Consider the following 19100-nt stretch of genomic DNA (forward strand, 5'->3'; position numbering starts at 1 on the left):
GGCCATAGAACTCATGCCACGCGCCTCGGTGATGATCGAAGCCATGCGCGACATCGGCTACTCCTTTGAGTCCGCAGTGGCCGACATCATTGACAACAGCATTGCCGCTGGCGCAAGGAGTGTGGATTTGCGTTTTGGCTGGGTGGCCGATCTTCCGTGGATAGCGGTTATCGACGACGGGTGCGGCATGTCGCGGGAGGAACTTCTAGAGGCCATGAGGCCAGGATCAAAAGATCCCAGACATGAGCGCTCCGCGCACGATCTTGGGCGGTTTGGCTTGGGGCTGAAAACGGCCTCTTTCAGCCAATGCAGAGAACTGACCGTGCTGACCAGGGGTTCTGAAGAACTCAACGGAATGCGCTGGGATCTTGACCGGGTGTCCGCGACGAACAGATGGGAGATCACCGAAGTTCATCCAAACGAAGTGTCGGATATGCCATACGCGCTCCCGCCTGACGAACACGGAACATTGGTCTTATGGCGCAAGATTGACCGCCTCGAACTGGCGGGTATGGGCGAAGTCGGTCATGAAGCGTTCAATGAAACGATGTCAGGCGTCAGGCGGCACCTGTCCAGAATCTTCCACCGCTTCCTGGCCGGTGAGCCTGGACTGAAGAAAGTTCGCATTTCCGTAAACGGTACGGACATTGAGCCTTATGACCCGTTTGCCGAACTAACCATCGCAACACAGAAGTTTCCGCTAGAGGTGGTGCGATTTAGGGACAGCGAGGTCAAGATACAGGCGTTCGTGTTGCCACATCACTCTAAGGTGAGTGCGAAAGAATACGAACGCTTGGCTGGACCTGAGGGCTACCTCCGGAACCAAGGCTTCTACATATACCGGAACCGGCGGCTGATCATATGGGGAAGCTGGTTCAGGTTGGCTAGGCAGGAGGAGCTCACAAAGCTAGCACGTGTTCGCATCGACATCCCCAACAACACAGACCACCACTGGGGCATCGATGTGCGGAAGGCTCGAGCCCATCCCCCGCTCATCGTCAAGAACCGGCTTAGACAGGTGATCGAGCAGGTCCGGTCGGGTGCCAAGAGGCCTTACACACAACGAGGCAGAGCGGTGGTCGAGACGGATGCCTCGCCAGTTTGGGTCCGCAAGATCCACAACGACCGGATCGAGTACGTCATCAATGACGAACACCCGCTGTTGAACGAACTTCTCAACGACCTCCAAGTACGTGATCGACTGCGTCTGAGGCAGATGATCAAAATGTTTGGCCAAACGTTTCCTGCGGCCGCCTTCTTCAGCGATTACTCGAATACGCCCAAGCAGATTGACACCGAGCAGCCAGACATGGATGTGATGCTCGCACTTGCCAAGATGCTCGTGCAGGCCAACCCCGATCTTGATCAGGCAGGGCTGACGACAGTTCTGGCCACCATGGAGCCCTTTAGCCGCCACCCGGACCAGATCGGATTGATCGCCAGACGCGCCACTGCAGACTGATTCGCACCAGGGAGAAAAATGTCACTTCAAGATCTTCAGAACAATGCCATCGGGATCCTCTCGAACATGCCCGCCCGCACTCCGGAGCAGGTCCGGCTGGTCCTAAGGACCGTGTTGCCGCTCTATCCGGATCTTTCGGCAACCATCAGCGAAGGTCAGATCGAGGAAGCTGCCCGCCAGATAGAGGCAAGTCTTTCGATCAGCATGAGCGATGCATCGACGATACAGGTGAAATTCGAACAGTGGCTGCCTGGTAGGCGATCAAGCCTGATTCCCTATTACTACGACCGCTACCGCAGGCATCTGGCGAACCGGGGGTTTGGATCGGCTGTGCTGGGCGTTCTTGACAAGGACACTGACAAGATCGTAGGCCTGATGCATGACCCTGAGAAGCAGGGACGCTGGGCGCGCCGAGGTCTGGTGGTTGGTCACGTGCAGTCTGGCAAGACCGCCAACTACACCGGCGTCATCTGCAAGGCAGCCGACTATGGATACAAGTTCATCGTGATCCTCACAGGGATTCAGGAGGATCTGCGTGTACAGACTCAAGAGCGCATCGAAGAGGGATTCACCGGCATCAGCTCGGAAGCGACTACTGGAAGAGATTCGGCGATCGGTGTTGGTCTCTATGGATTGGAGAAGCGACCTATCTGCCTGACCACCCGTGCCGACGATTTCAGGGCCACCACGCGAGATCTGGGCGTTTCGTTGCAATCGCTCAGCGAACCCCTGGTTCTCGTCATGAAGAAGAACTCGCGCACCCTGGCCAACCTCATCGAATGGCTGGAGATCCGCAACAGGCAGGCGGGAGCACGCATCAGCAGCATTCCGATGCTGCTGATTGACGACGAGGCGGACAACGCTTCAGTCAACGTATCCAAAAATGATGACTCTCCATCTGCGATCAACGACCGGATTCGGCAACTCCTAGACTCATTCGACAGGAATGTCTATCTTGGGTACACGGCGACCCCCTTTGCAAATATCTTCATAGACCCGGTCAGCAAGGATGCGATGGAGCGCGAAGACCTCTTCCCGAGGGACTTCATCATTTCGCTCGATGCTCCCACCAACTATGTCGGGGCGTCCCGAATATTCCCCGACTCTGGGGACCTCCACGGCACCTTGACCGCGGTAGACGACCACGTAGATCTGCTGCCGGAAAAACACAAGATTTCCCATCCCCTGATGCAGATTCCGGAAAGCCTCAAAGAGGCTGTTCGCACTTTTGTTCTGGCACGTGCAATCCGGCTATTGCGGGGTCAGGACAAGAGCCATTCATCGATGCTGGTCAATGCATCACGTTTCAACGACGTCCAAACCAAGCTGACAGGTCTGGTTGCGGACCTGATGAGTACTATTCGCGCTGCCTGCATGGGCCATGCGGGACTGCCCGAGAAGGAAGCGCTCCGAGACCCCGAGATGAACAGGCTGCACGAGGCATGGAGAAGTCAGTTCGAAGGACGGCTTCCTGAAACCTGGCCCGATGTACAGGCGGCACTCGTCCGCGCGGCCGGGCCAATCGAAGTGAGAAAGGTGAATAGCAAATCACCCGACAAACTGGACTACAGGCGATACAAGAACGACGGCCTGCATGTCATTGCGATTGGTGGGTTTGCGCTTTCGCGTGGTTTCACCCTGGAAGGGCTGACTGTGAGCTACTTCCTGCGCAATTCGATGATGTATGACACGCTGCTGCAGATGGGTCGCTGGTTTGGATATCGCGACGGTTATGCAGATGTCTGCCGCATCTTCATGACAGAGGAGGCCATCGACTGGTATGCCCACATCTCGGAAGCCATTGACGAGCTGCGTGACGAGTTCAACCGGATGGAGAGAGCCGGAGCACAGCCTGTCGACTTTGGCCTGAAGGTACGTGCACACCCGGAATCCCTGATCGTGACAGCCAGGAACAAGATGCGGTCCGGGCAGAGAGTGAATCACTCGGTTTCTCTATCTGAAAAACTGATCGAGACGACCCGTCTGCGTACTGATGCCATAGCTGCCAACAGAAAGGTGCTGAGCAGCCTCCTGACCTCTCTGTCCGACTTGGACAATCCCGACCAGTCCAACGATTTCGGCTACCTCTGGACAGAAATGCAAGTTGCCCCACTCGTCCGCAACTTTGTGAATAGCTTTCAAAACCATGATGACGTTGCCCTGATCACGCAATCGGAACCGGTGAATGCCTACATTAAAGCTCGCGAGCTCGACGAACTTGAGCGATGGGACATATGTCTTTTCAGTCCACCAACAGGTAACAAGTCATCAACCTCGTTTGGCCCCTTCACTCCGAATTCCCAGTCTCGTTCGTCTCTCTGGAAACGCAGCCCAGCGGGAATCGATTACATCGCTGTGAGCGGCAAAGCACTCCGAGTGGGTGGCAGAGGGCAAGTAAAGGCAGGCATGAGCACGGATGAGCGAGGCGCTGCTGAACGGGAATGGGGTGCCGCTAGTGACATCCCTGACTGGCAGTACATCAGGCTTCGCACAAGGCCCTTGCTCATGCTCCATGTTCTCGACGTCTGGGACAAAGAAAAGGACAAGGAAAAAAGCAACTCTCCGGCCGAATCCAGTGTGGTTGCGTGGGGAATAGCCTTCCCGAAGTCAGGCCACGAGACAACAGAAGTGACGTACGTTGTGAACACCACGTGGTGGGCCGAGAACTATGGCAACCCGCAGGACGATGCAGATGAAGACTGAAAGCCCGTGGCACGGCTTGATGACACCGCATGTCGGAGCACTGAGTGCAAGGCGGGCCGACCCAGATCATCCATTCGACTTCTACTATGCAGTGAACGCCGAAAGCCAGCCAATGGTGGTGCTTCAGCTGAGCTCAGCAGTCCTTTGGGACCAAAATTTCCCACGTCTGAAAGGCCTACGGGCTCTCTGGATCGACAAAACACACGAGCTGCATCTTGTGCTTGCCAAGGCGCAGGATGTGGATCTGTTTGCCCTGCTCTGCAAAGACCTGATCAGGTTTACTTCCGGTGCCCAGTCCGACGCAGACTGCATTGAACTTCTATGCGCACGACTCTTGAAATGGCAGCGCCTCCTCTCAAGAGGTGGCCCTCATCTCATTGGGGAGCATGAGATTCGCGGCCTTTTTGCGGAGCTCAGTTTCTTTCAGCAGGAGCTGCTGCCAAGATTCGGCCCCGAAGCAGTCCAAGCATGGAAGGGACCTGCGGGGTTTCCTCAGGACTTTGCAGCGGACAACAAGATCTTCGAGATCAAGTCACACCTTGTTGGATCACCCCAGTCTGTTCGTATTTCATCACCCTCCCAGCTATGGGTGGACAGCTCAAACCTATACCTGTGTGTTTACCATTTGGCGGTAGTTTCCGCTGGAGGGAAGAGTCTGGGTGCACTGGTTGACGAACTGAATGCAGTCCTTGGCGCATCGGCATCCGCAACTGAAGAATTCGAGGAAAAGCTGGGCAGCCTCGGATATCTGGACTTGCCTGAATATCGGGTTCAAGAGTTCGCGCTGGTGAAGAAAGACGCTTTCGCCGTGACTGACGACTTTCCCAGGATCATCCCCTCGACATTGATGACTGGCATCCAAGAGGTGACCTACGGAATTCAGCTGACTGCACTGTCTCCATTTGAGTCAATCATTCCATGGAGCGATGCTTGAATCATGACTGACGGTGAATTCTTGGCCGACCTGCTGCAGCAGGTCGCAGCCAGATCTGCTGCAACGTCCGACTTTTCCGAGACAGCCTTTGCGTCTGTTGTGGCAGAAGCTCTCGTGGATTCGGGGGCGGTACCAGGATTTGAGCCAGCCTTCTTCGTCCACAGAGGAATGAGAGTTGATGGCTATGCCTACACCGAAGATGAAGCCACGCTTGACTTGTTCCAGGTCGACTTCCACGGTGAACCTGAAGTTCAGAGCCTGACAAAAACTAGTCTGGATGCATGTCTGAAGCGCGCGGAAACCTTTTTCGAACGCGCTGTAGAGGGTGACCTCTCCTTCGAAGTCGACGTGGGAAGCAGCGTATGGAGCCTCGCCAGGCAGCTTGCCCAGATGGGGCATTCGGTTGTGCGCATCCGCCTCAACATCCTTTCGGATGCGAAGCTTTCGAGCGCAGTCAAGGTCCTGCCGAAGCAGAAAAAGGATGAGAGGGAGTGGGCCGTCAGGGTCTGGGATCTGGTGGCAATCGGCCGACTCCTGTCAACTGGCGAGCCGGAACCGATCGTCATCGACTTTGTGAAGATGTTTGGCAAAGGACTTCCCTGTCTTCCGGCCAACGCCGGGGGAGCGGAACTCGACTCCTACCTGACGGTGATACCGGGCGACTGGTTGGCCGAAATCTACGACCTGTACGGCGGCCGCCTTCTTGAACAGAACGTCCGGACCTTTCTCCAAGCAACAAAGGGGGTGAACAAGGGAATACGCAAGACCATTCTCGAAGAACCCCAGATGTTCTTCGCCTACAACAATGGAATCTCTGCGACCGCTGCAAAGGCCGAATTCGACCCGGATGGAAACCAGGTTCTTTTGAACCGGCTCGAGAACCTGCAGATCGTCAATGGAGGTCAGACCACCGCCTCGATCTTCAACGTGATGAAGAGGGACAAGGCCGAAAACCTGGACAAAGTAAGAGTACAGATGAAACTGTCAGTCGTCCGGTCCGACCTAGTGAATGAGATCGTTCCCAGGATCTCCCTATACGCGAACAGTCAGAACAAGGTCAGTGATGCGGATTTCTTCTCCAACCATCCATTCCACAGACGCATAGAGAACTTCTCGCGGAACGTTTGGGCTCCCGCAGCAGAGGGGTCCCAGCAGATGACCCACTGGTTCTATGAACGGGCAAGGGGCCAGTACGCCAACGCATCGTCATACCTGACTCCTGCGAAAAAAAGGGAGTTCGAGGTCCAGAACCCGCGCAAGCAGCTGATACAGAAAACCGACATTGCAAAGGTTCTCGTCACGATCATGTGCATGCCAAATGTGGTCAGTCAGGGCGCACAGAAAAGTTTCAAATTCTTTGCAGAGAACGTTACCGGGCACTGGGGAGAGGAAGGCGTTGCATTCGGTGAAGACTGGTTCAAGGGCATCATCGGCGCCACGATCGTCTTCCGTACGCTAGAACGGCTCGTAGGGGGAGCAGAGTGGTACGCGCAGGGCTACAGGGCCAATACGGTGACCTATTCCATCGCTTTGCTGACACACACCCTGAAGAGCCGCAAGCAGGACATTGACTTCCTGAAAGTCTGGAACAGACAGGCAACGTCCATCTCGCTGAATGAAGCCCTGTTGCATATTGCCAAGCAGGTGCAGGTAAGGATCATCTCGTCTGCCGAAGCGTACAAGGTCGCCAACGTCACCGAATGGTGCAAGCGTGAAAAATGCTGGGACGACCTCCTGCAGTCCGTGAATGTCAGGCTTGGGGGCGATCTGGAGAAGGACCTGATCGATGCAGAAGAGAAAGATGGGGCAAAACGCGCGGCCCGCCGGGAGCAGAAGGTGCTCAACGACATTGAGGCTCAGACATATGTCGTCGGCAGAGGGGCAACGTACTGGTCAAAACTGCACAAATGGGCTAGCGAGGGCTTGGCCATGACCCCTAGTGAAATGGACTTCCTTAGCGTTGCGGCCAGTATGTCAAGCCGGAAGATTCCTTCTGGCCCTCAGAGCCAGAGGGTGATAGCAGCAGAGAAGAAGGCCTTAGTGGAGGGCTTCAAGGAATGAAGCCCGGCCTGCCTGCATGGAGACCTCAGCGTGCGATGTCGAAAAACCTGGAAGGTGTGACGTTCCCCCCAAAAGTACTCGACATCCTCAAGATACGATGTAAGCGCCCGCCTCGGTGGACAACAACTTCCCGTCCGCACCCAGAAACTCCATGCGCGTGCTCGCCACGCGAGATCCCAAACGCATGATTTCGGCGCGCAGTTCAAAGTGGTCGCTGATGCCGGGGCGCAGGTAGTCGATGCGCAGGTCGATGGTGTCGAGTTTTCTAAAGCGATTCAGGCGCTTCCGAAGCGCTTCGTCCATGCGCCAACAGTGGTCACTTCGATCAGCAATTCCGCCACCTACCCCACCACCACCTCACTGATCTGCATCACCGGCGCGATGTCCGTGTAGTTCGGCACGTCGGCCATGATGGCCTTGGCGTTGGGGCCGAAGCCTCCGATGAAGGCTTCTACTGAGTCGCAGTACAGGTGGCACATGGCCACGTAGGTGGCGGGTGCGCCGGGGGCGCCGCCGGCCAGGCCTTTGTCCACGGTGTAGAACTTGCAGGCCACGTCCAGTTTGTCCTTGACCATGGGCATGTGCTGGTCGCGGTAGTAGTCGTGGTCGAACTTCGCGCCCGGGGTGTTGGGGTACATCACGCTGACTTTGATCATGGCTGGACTCCTGTGGTTGGGTGAATCGGGTGGCACTCGCGGCATCGTACCCCCAGGGGGTACGCTACATCGATCGCTCACACGCCCAAACCACCGATCCATGTGCACCCGCTACATCTCCCCGGATCAAGCCTCCATCGAGCGCGCCTGGCACCTCGGCCGCGACAACAGCGAGGCCTGGTTGCGCCAGGTGTTCGGGCTGGAGCTGTTTCCTCGGCAAACCGGTCCGTTCCTGCGTCGGGCACGGGGTGATGCGGGCTACTCGCTGGAGGTGGTGGCGGGGCGCTGGGGTTTGATTCCGCCGTTTGCCACCACGCCAGACGTGAAGTTCGCAACCTACAACGCGCGATCGGAGGAGATGGCTCGCAAGGCGAGTTTCCGCGACGCGTGGGCGCGTGGCCAGCGCTGCATCATCCCGGCCACGGTGTTTTACGAGCCCAACTGGGAAACGGGCCAAAACGTGTGGTGGTCGTTCAAGCGGACCGATGGTGACCCTTGGGGCCTGGCCGGCTTGTGGCATCGCTGGGTGGACCGCAACACGGGCGAGGTGCACGAGTCCTACTCCATGCTCACCATGGGTGCAAACAGCCACCCGCTGATGAGCCGCATGCACAAACCCGAAGTGGATCCGGCCACGCGGCAGCCACTGCCCATCGATCGGCAGGACAAACGCAGCGTGGTGCCCATCGAGCGCGGCGATGTGGACGAGTGGCTGGCCGGCACGGTGGTGCAGGCGCAGGCGCTGCTGAAGCTGGCACCGGTGGAGGTGTTTGACGCGGAGCCAGAGCGCAAGGCGGGGCTGATTGACGATCTGCTCAGACCCGGGTCGTCCTGATTCCGGGTCCACAAGAAGACCCGCATCTTCCTGTCCCCGTGCATTCGCTCACGCCGTTCGGGGCCCATTGCCATCCGCACAGGCCTTTGCGGCGGTTCAAGGGTAAGCACACCTCAAGAGCGTGGCTGGGGTGTCGAAACAAGCTGCACACCCCACATCCACCGCCATGACCACCCCAGTGCTCCAAGAGCCCCCCGCTGCCGACGCGATCGAAAGCGCGGTGGTGGTTCCGACGGTGCTGACGGTTGATGACGAACCCTCGGTGCTCAGCGCGCTGCGCCGTGTGTTTCGGGCGCAAGGGATCAAGACGCTGCAGGCCACCAGCGCCGCCGAAGGGCTGATCCTGCTGGAGTCGAATCAGGTGGACATGGTGATCTCGGACATGCGGATGCCCGAAATGGACGGTGCGCGCTTCCTGGAACGGGTGAAGGCCCACGATGAAAGCATCGTGCGCATCCTGCTCACCGGTTACGCCGACATTTCCTCCACGGTGGCCGCCATCAACAAGGGCGCCATCCACCGCTACATCGCCAAGCCCTGGGACGACAACGATCTGGTGCTTGCGGTGCGAGAGGCCCTGGTTCGTCGCGGCCTTGAAAAGAAGAACGCCGACCTGACCGAGCTGACGAAGCGGCAGAACGACCAGCTGCGCGACGCGAACCAGACGCTGGAATCCCGGGTGGAGGCGCGAACGGCCGAGCTCCAGCAGATCAACGGCATGCTCGACGCCGCCTACGAAGACCTGAACAACACCTTCGTGCACGCGGTGAACGTGTTTTCCAGTTTGCTGGAGATGCGCAGCGGTCAGTCCGGCCACTCGCGCCGGGTGGCCGAGATCAGCCGGGAGACCGCCAAGCGGCTGGAGATGTCGGACCGCGACGTGCGCGATGTCTACCTGGCCGCCCTGGTGCACGACATCGGCACGATCGGATTTCCCGATGCCATGTTGGGCAAGGCACTCTCTGCCTTCAACGCAGAGGAACACCAGCGCTACCGGCGCCACACCATCGACGGCGAAACCGCCTTGATGGCGATGTCTCAACTGCAAGGCGTGGCGCGCATCGTGCGCCAGCATCACGAACGATCGGACGGAAAGGGCTTTCCTGACGGATTGACCGCGCCCGACATCGCGGTCGGCGCGCGCATCGTGGCGGCCGCCACCGATCTGGACGACATGCTCCACGGCAGCATGGGGCTGCAGCGCTACACCATGGAGAACGCGAAGAAGATGCTCGTGGGGGGCATCGACACGCGCTACGACCGCAAGGTGATCGAAACCATGCTCAAGGTCATCGACGACATGGCGAACGCAGCCAAGGCCGACCTGTACCTGGACGTGCGCGATCTGCTCCCGGGCATGGTGTTGGCGCGGGCGATGGTGTCGTCCAAGGGCACCACCCTGCTGGCGGCGGGGCACGTCTTCGACGAACGCATGGTTCGACAGGTGCAGGGCTTCTCTTCGCGAGAGGGCGTGCGCCTGAGTTTGTGGGTGCAACGGAAACCCGATCCTGGTAAAGCCAGCGAAGCCAGTGTCGCTGAAGTACAAGGAGCCCGGTCATGATGAGCACACCCGAGAGGCAAAGCCTCACCAGCTTTGCCAGCGACATCGTCAATGCGGTGGCCGTGCCAACGGCCCTGCTCCAAGACGGCCTGATATTGAGCGCCAACGACGCACTGTGCCGCCTGAGTTCCCGCAGCCAGGCAGCGCTGCTGGGCATGCCCGTGCTGAATCTGGTGGACGACGCCACGCGCGACCAGCTGCGTCTGGCGATTCACGCTTGCGCGCAACAGGGTGGATTGCCCCCCGCGGTGTCGGGCTCCATGGTCACGCCCGACAGCGGAGACCGTCCCGTGGAGATGCATTCCCGGCGGATCTGTCTGGACGGTCAGCCCCTGGTGGTGGTGACCTGCATCGACCTCAGCGACGTGATGCATGTGCAGAACAGCCTGATGGACATGACCAAGCTGCTGTCGCAGATCATCGATGGGGCCTCGGTGGCTTCCCTGGTGATCGACCAGCACCACCGTGTGACGCACTGGAACACGGCCTGCGAACACATGACAGGGATCAAACGCTACGAGGTGCTCGGCACACGCGACGGCTGGAAGGCGTTTTACAGCGAGCAGCGGCCCTTGCTCGCCGACATGATCGTCGATGGCATGGATGAGGCGACGATGCAGGCGCTCTACGGTGGAAAGATGGTGCATTCATCGAGCATCACCGGCGGCATCGAGGTCGAGGCTTTCTTTCCGCACCTGGGCGACTCGGGAAGGTGGTTGTTCTTCACGGCAGCGCCGCTGTACGACGCCGACAGAAAAGTGATCGGCGCCATCGAAACCCTGCAGGACGTCACCACCCGCCGGCGTTCAGAAGAAGCCCTGCTGCTGCACCGCGCCGAGCTGGAAGAAACCGTCAAGCAACGCTCGGCCGAGCTGGCCGCCACGGCCCGCGATCTGGAGCTGTTCATTGCCAATTCGCCGATCGGGGTGGCCTACTCCAGGGACGCCGTCATTCAGCGCTTCAACCCTGCCATGGCCGCCATGTTCGGGTATGCCGGGCCCGACATGATCGGTCTGCCGGGGCGGGCGGCCTACCTGTCGGACGAGGACTATGCCCGCTTTGGTGCCTACGCCGGCCCCCGGCTCTCCAAAGGTGAGCCCATCCACATCGAGATGTGGATGCGCCATGCCGATGGCCACCCGATCTGGGCGCAGATCGATGCCTACGTGGTCGACACGAAAGACACGAGCCACGGCACCTGGTGGATGATGCAGGACCGCTCCGACATCCGGTTCGCCCAGGAACAGCTGCAGGTTCGGATCGACGAACTCGCTGCCATGAACCACCAGCTCGACGAGGCACAGAAACAGTTGCTTCAGCAGGACAAGATGGCGTCGATCGGGCAACTGGCCGCGGGTGTGGCGCACGAGATCAACAACCCGATCGGCTTCGTCAGCTCCAACCTCAACACCCTGCGCCAGTATGTGGAGGGCCTGCTGGGCCTGAGCTCGGCCTGCGACGCGGCACTGGCCGCACCGAACGACGCGACCGTGGTCGCGGCACTGACCCAGAAGCGGGTGGAAGTCGAAATCGATTTTCTGCGCGAGGATCTGCCGCTGCTGCTGGACGAATGCGCCGAAGGCCTGGGACGCGTCAAGAAGATCGTGCAGGACCTCAAGGACTTCTCACGCGTCGATCATTCGGACTGGCAGGAGTCCGATCTGAACGTGGGCCTGGAGTCCACCCTCAACGTCGTTCGCCATGAAGTGAAATACAAGGCCGACGTCATCAAGAAGCTCGCGCCGCTCCCGGCGATCATGTGCCTGGACGGGCAGCTCAACCAGGTGTTCATGAACCTGATCGTCAACGCGGCGCATTCGATTGCCGCCAAGGGAACGATCACTTTGTCGAGCGGCGTGGATCAGGGCTGGGTCTGGGTGCAGGTGGAAGACACGGGCTGCGGCATGAGCGCCGAGGTGCAGCGCCGGATCTTCGAGCCTTTTTTCACCACCAAGGACGTGGGCAAAGGCACCGGCCTGGGTATGTCGCTGTCCTTCTCCATCGTTCAGAAACACCGCGGCTCCATCCAGGTGCGCTCTGCCGTGGGGGAGGGCACGGCCATTCGCGTGTGGCTGCCGGTCGAGGGGCCTCAGTCCCTGGCCAAGGATGCTGTGCCACCACAGTGGGAGCGCGATCATGCATACATCGCCTGAGTCCGCGTTGGACACACCCGCCCGGCATCGCACGCTGCTGCTGGTGGATGACGAGGAATCGATTCTCTCGGCGCTCAAGCGGGTGTTTCGCCGTGACGGCTACCAGGTGGTCACCGCCACAAGTGGCGCTCGGGGGCTGGAGGTGCTCGCCCAGCAACCGGTCGACGTTATTCTTTCGGACCAGCGCATGCCCGGCATGACGGGCATCGAATTCCTGCGCGAGGCCAAGCGCCTCTATCCCCGCACCTTGCGCATGACCTTGTCCGGCTACACCGATCTGCAGTCGATCATCGAGGCGGTCAATGAAGGTGCGGTCTACAAGTTCCTCACCAAGCCCTGGGACGACGACCTCTTGCGCAGCCATGTGGCCCATGCCTTTGAACAGAGCGAACTGGCCACGGAAAACACCCGGCTTTGGGGTGTGGTCCAGCAGGCGAACCACGAACTGGCCCTGGCCAACCGACGGCTCGAACGCATGGTGCATGAAGAAGGTGAACGTCGGCAGGCCATGCAGAACGCGGCCGGTGCGTCCAGGGACGCACTCGACGGCTTGCCCATGGCCGTGTTCGGCATCGGTGCAGACGGCATGCTGGCGTACGTCAACCGCCAGGCCGTGATTCAGTGGCCCCAGTGGTCGTGCGCCCTGGGCGGTGAACCGGAATCATCGATGCAGCAGGTGATGGCCACGCTGATGCAACCTGCACCACGGCCCTACACGCAGGGGCTGCGCACGACCATCGAGGGTCGAAGCGCGAGGGCATGGATCTGTCCACTCACGGGGCAGCAACAACCCTTGGGGCACCTGATGCTGGTGCAACTGCTGAACGAATCCGCCACGGTGGCGCCGGGGAGCCCGGCGTGAGCGTTGTGGAAGCCATCCCTCCCGCCAGGCTCCTGGAACCCGCCGCTTGGGCGCGATGCATCGTGTCGCTCCCATCGCTTCCCAGCGCCTTCATCGCAGCCGTCGAACTGTTGAGCAATGACGACGCATCCACGGCATCCTGCATCGCTGCCATCGAGCGCGACCAGGCCCTGACCGTGCGGGTTCTTCGTCTGGCCAATTCACCGTTCTACGGAGCCCAGGGCCAGGTCTCCCGCATCGGCGATGCGGTCCAGATGCTGGGCCTGCGCACCGTGGCCAGCGCACTGGCGGCCGTCTCCTTGCGCACGGCCCTGGGATCGTTGCGCTGCAAGGAGTTCTGCTTTACCAGCTACTGGCGCCACACCTTGTGCACCGCCATCGCGGCCCGGGAACTCGCCCAGGTGGCATCGCTGGATGCCGGTGAAGCCTTCTTGCTGGGACTGCTGCACGACGTGGGCAAGGTGATCCTGGCCATGACGAGCCCCGAGCTGGAGTCGCAGGCGCTGCAACTCGCGCGGTCTGAAGGCATGGCCATGCACGACGCGGAACAGCAGCTGTTCGGCGTGACGCACGCGGAAGTGGGTGCGGTCGTGGCCAGGCAGTGGAACTTTCCCGCCAGCTTCGCGGAAGCGATTGCCGATCACCACCGGCCGGTTGCCGCTCCACCGGGAAAGCGGCTGTCCTTTCCCCTCCTGATTCATCTGGCCAACCAGATGGCACATGGCCTGGAAGAGCCTTGCGCCGACATGGAAGCCCTGTTGAAGGATCCGATGTGGTCCGTTCTGGGGCGCGGCGAGCAGGACATGCGCGCCTTGATGGCGCACATCACCGACGAACTTCACATCATGTCCGGCGCATGAATCACCCCACTGGAGCGTCAATGGAACAAGCACTTCAAGGTCACATTCTTCTCGTTGACGACGAAGTGCCGATCACGCGCGCTTTGCACCGTGCACTGCGCGCCCCCCTGGGTCATCAGGTGAACATCGTGACCTGCAACAGTGGCGCGGATGCGGTCGGCGAGTTGCTGGCGCGCCGGTTTGACGTGATCGTCAGCGACCTGCGCATGCCCGACATGGGCGGCATGGAGCTGCTGGTGCTGGCGGCGGACATCCAGCCCCATTGCGTTCGAATGATCCTGACGGGAACCGCGGACTTCGCAACCGCCCAGGAAGCGGTGAACAAGTTCGGCCTGTACCGCTACCTCACCAAACCCTGGGACATCGACGAGTTGGTGCAGCACATTTCGTCGGCCCTCAAGTTCAGCAGAGAACAATGGGCGCAAAAAGACCAGGCCCTGCAATGGGCGGCCAGCCAGGGCAAGGTCAGTGCGCAAACGCTGGAGATGCACAGACTCGAAGCCCTGGAGCCGGGCATCACCCGTGTGGAATGGGACGCTGCCGGGTGCGTGGTCCTGCCGTCGAGCCTGTGACGAACTGCGATCCGACAGACAGCAGTTCTTCCTCGCGTTCCCGCTTCCCATCCAGGGAAGAAACCCCCTGCCCTGCTACAGAAACCGCTCCCATCAGCGACGGCACCGCAAGGTAGGCCACACCGCTTTGGCGGAAGCGAGTCCACGTGCGCTGCGCGCAGATGTCCGATGACCATCCACCACAAACAATCCCCATGTCATAGTCTGAGGTCATGCTAAGCAACATCCAAATTGATCGCATTTCGTGGGGAGGTGAAATTGCAGGTATTACTCTCAGGCATCACACTGACTTTGCTTTGTTTGTCCACCTCGGCACGGGCACTGTCCCCCCATGAAGTTTTCACCCGATTCGGCCCGTCTGTCGTTGTTCTTGAATCCATCGACGAACAGGGGCAAGCGCTTGGGTCGCATTCAGGCACATTGATTGGCGCCGAACGCCTTGTTGCGCGATGCAGCGCAATTGAGACGGCCACAAGACTTCGCGTCTCCACAAAATCAGGAGACCTCGACGCCAAAATTTTCGCCCGCGACCGCGAGCGCAACTTGTGCCTGATTCAAGCTCCGGGGCTCAACGCCCTCCCCATTCCGCAGGCGACTGAGCCGCCTGCGGTCGGAAGCCGGATCTTTGCCTTGTCCAACGCACTCGGATTGGGCGTTGGCATTTCCGAAGGTGTGGTCGCGGGCATACGCCACTTCCCTGCGGGTGCTTACATTCAGTTCTCCGCCCCCATCTCCCCGGGTTCCGAAGGAGGCGCCCTGGTGGACGAGCAGGGACGACTGGTTGGCGTCATTGACTATCGCCGCCGCGACGGTCAAAACGTCAACTTCGCATCAGTCGCCGCCTGGATCGGCGACATCGAGGCACGTGACAAAGCCGGCAAACAACGGCTGGAGCGCTTCGACAGGGCGATGACACTGCTCAAGCAGAAGCAGTGGGCCGAGCTTGAGGCCATGGCCTCGCAGTGGCACCGTGAAGATGCAGGCTCGCCTGACGCGTGGCGATTTGCAATCGAGGCGGCCAAAGGGAGGAATGACGCGGAGTCCGAACAGCGCGGGTGGGAAGCGCTCTACCGCATCGACCCGTCTTCAACCGAAGCGGGAGTTGGTTTGGGGCGGCGTTATTTGTCCAGCGGCAACACCAAGGATGCCCTCAATCTTGCGCGAAAGCTCCTGATCGAACGTGCGGGCGACGCATCGTTCTGGCTGTTTCAAGGCCAAGCTCAACAAGCGTCCGGACAGCCGAAAGAAGCCGAACAATCGTTTCAGCGCGCCCTGGAGATCGATCCGTGGCTGACCGAGGCCTATCACCACATCGCCGATCTGGCCCAGTCCCGTGGTGATGCCAAGACCGCCATTGCCATCTACAGACGCCTCTCCGGGCTGTACCCCAACCACCTACCGCTGTTCATCAACCTCACCAGGGCCTATCTGGTGAATGGGCAGTTGGCGCAAGCATGGACGACATTGGCGCAAGTGCCTGCCGACCGCGCGGACGATGCTGCGGTCTGGTATTGGAAAGGGGTCACCCTGTCTCGCATTGGAGCCACGGAAGAAGCCATCAAGGCATACCAGAAGAGTCTGGATCGCAAGCTGCCCGCCTCCGACTGGGCCTGGGCCGGAATCGGCTTCGAGTTGGCAGACGAGCGCCGATTTCCTGAAGCCATTGCAGCCTTCCGCAGTGCCGAGAAGCTGGCGCCCGATGTCGACGAGTGGCGTTACCAGTTGGTCGTCAACCTCAAGGACAGTGGGCGGGCGGGCGAAGCGCTGACCATCGTCACGGAGCTGGTAAAAAAACAACCGGATGAAGCAAAAAACTGGCGACAACATGGATTCGTGTTGGCCGTCCTGGGGCGCACAGCCGAGTCAATTCCGAGCATGGAAAAATCACTCCAGCTTGATCCGCGTCAGGCCAAGGTTTGGGGCGCGCTGATTGAGACCTACCAAAAGGAGGGGCGCAGGGAAGATGCCGTGCGGGCCTACAACCAGTTGCGTAGCCTGGATGGAAAAATGGCAGAGGAAACATACCGCTCCAGCATCCTTCCCTACGAGGAGCGGCTGTGAACAAGCTGCTTTGCAAAGCGCTTGTCGCCGGAGCACTCCTCGTTCATGCCGCAAGCTCCTACAGTGACGAGCCAGCAGAAGATGCAAAACGTGTTTTCACCAAGGTGCAAACGTCCGTCGTGACTGTGCACAGCCTGGACGAGAAGGGTGACAGCGACGGCCACGGCAGCGGCGTCGTGATCGGTGCCGGCTTGATTGCAACCAACTGTCATGTGGTGCGGGCGGCATCGTCGCTTCGCGTCACCGGCACATCGGGTGAGTTCAACGCCAAATGGATTCGGCAAGATGCACAGCGGGATCTCTGCGTGTTGTACGTGGAAGGGCTCGCCATGCCGGCAGCCAAACTGCGTCCGAGCGCTTCGTTGTTGATCGGTGAGCCTGTGTACGCGGTCGGCAACCCATTGGGCTTCGGCGTGGCGGTGAGTGCCGGACTGATTTCCGTCATCGATACCAAAAGCAAGCCACCGGTCGTGATCACCAGCGCTCCGCTGTCACCCGGATCGAGCGGAGGCGGCCTGTTCGACCGCGACGGACAACTGGTGGGCGTCACCACCGCGGTGCTTGGCACGGGCCAGAACATCAATCTGGTGCTGTCGTCAGATGGGCTCGATCGAATCGCCACCGAAGGTGACAAACCTCGGTCGCAGCCGCCACAGCCCGCGCCCGAACGGCAGTGGGAAAAGGACGCCACGGCTCTGCAAAACAGTTCCGATTGGACTCGCTTGGAAGCATTGGCAAAGGACTGGCAAAGCGCCAAACCAACGGCAGCTGATGCACTCACCTACCTGGGGCTTGCTCAGCACCGCCTCAACCAGAAAGACGAAGCCGCCACCACGCTCCAGCGGGCACTTGCGCTTGATGATCACCAAGCCTTCGCTTGGTTGATCTACGGCCGGGTCTTGAAAGACGTGGGGCGTCCTTTGGAGGCCAATCGTGCACTGGATCGGGCTGAAGCATTGCAGCCCAATTACTCCGGACCTGCCGCGGAGCGAGCCGAATGGCTGAGACAAGAGGGCCGACTTGACGAAGCGCGCACTCAAATCAAGGAATCCTTGCGTCGACAGCCGGGTCAGAGCGACGCATGGCGCATCCTCGGTCTGATTGAGGACAACCGCGGCGACAAGACCGAAGCCCTGCGCGCTTTCCAGATTTCCTTGCGCCTCGGCGAAGCCAACGCCGAGCTATCGCAGCGCGTCACCCAACTGCTCGCGGATTCAGGAAAGGCAGACGAGGCGAGCCGCGTCAATGCGCAGGCGAATCAAGGAAAACAAGAAAGTGCCCGATCCCACGTTTCCATCGGCCTTGCCGAGCTGCAGCGCGACCGCCTGGGCCCAGCCGAAGATGCCATGCGCAAGGCCATTGCCCTGGCACCGGAATGGCCGGAGGCTTGGGATGCACTGGGTATCGTTCTCTCGCGCAGCAACCGCACCACCGATGCAGTAAAAGCGTACGACCGGGCGCTTGAACTCGCCGCCGACAACCCCCAGATGTTGACCAACCGAGCGTCGGCCCATTTGGGGCTGAAGCGCTTCGATGCCGCGTTGAGTGATACCAAACGCGCGATCGCCATTGATCCAAAGTTTGCCAGCGCATGGCGTCTGTATGGAATGGTGCAGATGGAAACCAGAAACTTCCACGAGGCCACGACAGCTTTCGACAAGATAGACCAACTTGGCCAGCTGACTCCCGACGATCTGGTTTCGCTCGGCGAAAGCCAGACGGAAACCGGCAACGTTGAGCTGGCACTCAAAACGCTCGCGCGCGCCGAATCCATGAATCCGAACCTCGCGCGGATGTGCCTTTCCACGGCGAAGGCCCTGGGCCGCAAGGGCGATGTCGAGAAGGCGCTGACGTACATCGAGCGCGCGCTCAAGATTGAACCGACCAGCCACGTTGCCTGGAGCAGCAAAGGATATGGTCTGATGAAATTGGGACGACTGCCGGAGGCTGTGCAAGCACTGGAAACGGCTGTATCACTTGACCCGAATCACTCCAACAGCTGGATCAATCTCGGCGAAGCTCAGTTGCGAAGTTTGAACCTGGGGCGTGCCATTCAGGCACTCGAAAAAGCGGTCGTACTGGCCCCTCAGGCAATAGATGCCCGGCTCTTTCTGGGACAGGCTTACTTTGGAACCCGGCAAACTGCAAAGTCGCGCGAGCAAGCAGAGCGCGTTCTGGAAAAACAGCCGAGCTTTGCACCCGGTCTCCGGCTGCTGGTGATGTCCTATCTTATGGAGGGCAATCCGTCAGCCGCACGCGCGCCTTATCTCAGACTCAAGGAGGTTGCTCCGGCCATCGCGCACAACCTGCGGGACCAAGCGATTTCGAAAGGAGTAGTCGCCGCGGGTCAGCTTCCGGACTAGTCGGGTCGCCCGGCTTG

Annotated in this window: 13 protein-coding genes and 1 pseudogene; 12 read left to right on the plus strand and 2 right to left on the minus strand. The window is 59.9% G+C overall.

Annotated elements, in window-relative coordinates:
- Positions 1-13 precede the first annotated feature (13 nt).
- Genes ASE11_RS10445 through ASE11_RS10460 form a run of 4 tightly spaced genes read left to right on the plus strand, consistent with a single transcriptional unit; the run spans position 14 to position 7160 of the window.
- Positions 14-1462: an ATP-binding protein gene (locus ASE11_RS10445; protein WP_156406299.1), complete on the plus strand. Its 1449-nt coding sequence runs from the start codon at positions 14-16 to the stop codon at positions 1460-1462.
- Positions 1463-1480: 18 nt separating this feature from the next.
- Positions 1481-4165 (plus strand): Z1 domain-containing protein, encoded by a 2685-nt coding sequence (locus ASE11_RS10450; RefSeq protein ID WP_056270228.1) that lies wholly within the window; start codon positions 1481-1483, stop codon positions 4163-4165.
- Complete coding sequence (locus ASE11_RS10455; RefSeq protein ID WP_162258039.1) at positions 4155-5099, plus strand: PD-(D/E)XK motif protein; 945 nt, start codon at positions 4155-4157, stop codon at positions 5097-5099. Before ASE11_RS10450 ends, ASE11_RS10455 begins: the two co-directional genes overlap by 11 nt.
- 3 nt (positions 5100-5102) lie before the next feature.
- Positions 5103-7160, plus strand: coding sequence for an AIPR family protein (locus ASE11_RS10460; RefSeq protein WP_056270236.1), 2058 nt, complete (start codon positions 5103-5105; stop codon positions 7158-7160).
- A gap of 87 nt (positions 7161-7247) precedes the next feature.
- On the opposite strand, the pseudogene ASE11_RS10465 reads toward ASE11_RS10460, so the two are convergent.
- Positions 7248-7463, minus strand: a pseudogene (locus ASE11_RS10465) (hotdog domain-containing protein); the annotation flags it as partial.
- Positions 7464-7501: 38 nt separating this feature from the next.
- The gene (locus tag ASE11_RS10470; protein WP_056270240.1) at positions 7502-7816 is read right to left on the minus strand and encodes an EthD family reductase; all 315 of its coding nucleotides are present in this window, start codon (positions 7814-7816) and stop codon (positions 7502-7504) included.
- A gap of 100 nt (positions 7817-7916) precedes the next feature.
- On the opposite strand from ASE11_RS10470, the gene ASE11_RS10475 reads away from it, so the two are divergent.
- From ASE11_RS10475 to ASE11_RS10510, 8 genes are all read left to right on the plus strand, one after another.
- Complete coding sequence (locus ASE11_RS10475; protein ID WP_056270242.1) at positions 7917-8651, plus strand: SOS response-associated peptidase; 735 nt, start codon at positions 7917-7919, stop codon at positions 8649-8651.
- A gap of 166 nt (positions 8652-8817) precedes the next feature.
- Positions 8818-10212, plus strand: coding sequence for an HD domain-containing phosphohydrolase (locus tag ASE11_RS10480; RefSeq protein ID WP_056270244.1), 1395 nt, complete (start codon positions 8818-8820; stop codon positions 10210-10212).
- Positions 10209-12365 (plus strand): PAS domain S-box protein, encoded by a 2157-nt coding sequence (locus tag ASE11_RS25320; protein ID WP_082585654.1) that lies wholly within the window; start codon positions 10209-10211, stop codon positions 12363-12365. Before ASE11_RS10480 ends, ASE11_RS25320 begins: the two co-directional genes overlap by 4 nt.
- Positions 12349-13227: a response regulator gene (locus tag ASE11_RS10490; RefSeq protein WP_235501246.1), complete on the plus strand. Its 879-nt coding sequence runs from the start codon at positions 12349-12351 to the stop codon at positions 13225-13227. Before ASE11_RS25320 ends, ASE11_RS10490 begins: the two co-directional genes overlap by 17 nt.
- The gene (locus ASE11_RS10495; RefSeq protein ID WP_056270252.1) at positions 13224-14087 is read left to right on the plus strand and encodes an HDOD domain-containing protein; all 864 of its coding nucleotides are present in this window, start codon (positions 13224-13226) and stop codon (positions 14085-14087) included. The genes ASE11_RS10490 and ASE11_RS10495 overlap by 4 nt, the downstream gene beginning before the upstream one ends.
- A 20-nt stretch (positions 14088-14107) precedes the next feature.
- Positions 14108-14659, plus strand: a complete 552-nt coding sequence (locus ASE11_RS10500) for a response regulator (protein ID WP_056270255.1) — start codon at positions 14108-14110, stop codon at positions 14657-14659.
- A 231-nt stretch (positions 14660-14890) separates the two neighbouring features.
- A complete protein-coding gene (locus ASE11_RS10505; protein ID WP_082585658.1) occupies positions 14891-16720 on the plus strand; it encodes a serine protease in 1830 nt (609 codons plus the stop codon).
- Complete coding sequence (locus ASE11_RS10510; RefSeq protein ID WP_056270262.1) at positions 16717-19083, plus strand: tetratricopeptide repeat protein; 2367 nt, start codon at positions 16717-16719, stop codon at positions 19081-19083. The genes ASE11_RS10505 and ASE11_RS10510 overlap by 4 nt, the downstream gene beginning before the upstream one ends.
- Positions 19084-19100 lie beyond the last annotated feature (17 nt).

The organism is Hydrogenophaga sp. Root209 (assembly GCF_001428625.1).
GTDB lineage: Bacteria > Pseudomonadota > Gammaproteobacteria > Burkholderiales > Burkholderiaceae_C > Hydrogenophaga.

Coding starts and splice junctions, on each gene's coding strand:
- ASE11_RS10480 (WP_056270244.1), top strand. CDS start 8,818: ATGACCACCCCAGTGCTCCAAGAGCCCCCCGCTGCCGACGCGATCGAA.
- ASE11_RS10445 (WP_156406299.1), top strand. CDS start 14: ATGCCACGCGCCTCGGTGATGATCGAAGCCATGCGCGACATCGGCTAC.
- ASE11_RS10500 (WP_056270255.1), top strand. CDS start 14,108: ATGGAACAAGCACTTCAAGGTCACATTCTTCTCGTTGACGACGAAGTG.
- ASE11_RS10460 (WP_056270236.1), top strand. CDS start 5,103: ATGACTGACGGTGAATTCTTGGCCGACCTGCTGCAGCAGGTCGCAGCC.
- ASE11_RS10450 (WP_056270228.1), top strand. CDS start 1,481: ATGTCACTTCAAGATCTTCAGAACAATGCCATCGGGATCCTCTCGAAC.
- ASE11_RS10455 (WP_162258039.1), top strand. CDS start 4,155: ATGAAGACTGAAAGCCCGTGGCACGGCTTGATGACACCGCATGTCGGA.
- ASE11_RS10475 (WP_056270242.1), top strand. CDS start 7,917: ATGTGCACCCGCTACATCTCCCCGGATCAAGCCTCCATCGAGCGCGCC.
- ASE11_RS25320 (WP_082585654.1), top strand. CDS start 10,209: ATGATGAGCACACCCGAGAGGCAAAGCCTCACCAGCTTTGCCAGCGAC.
- ASE11_RS10470 (WP_056270240.1), bottom strand. CDS start 7,816: ATGATCAAAGTCAGCGTGATGTACCCCAACACCCCGGGCGCGAAGTTC.
- ASE11_RS10490 (WP_235501246.1), top strand. CDS start 12,349: ATGCATACATCGCCTGAGTCCGCGTTGGACACACCCGCCCGGCATCGC.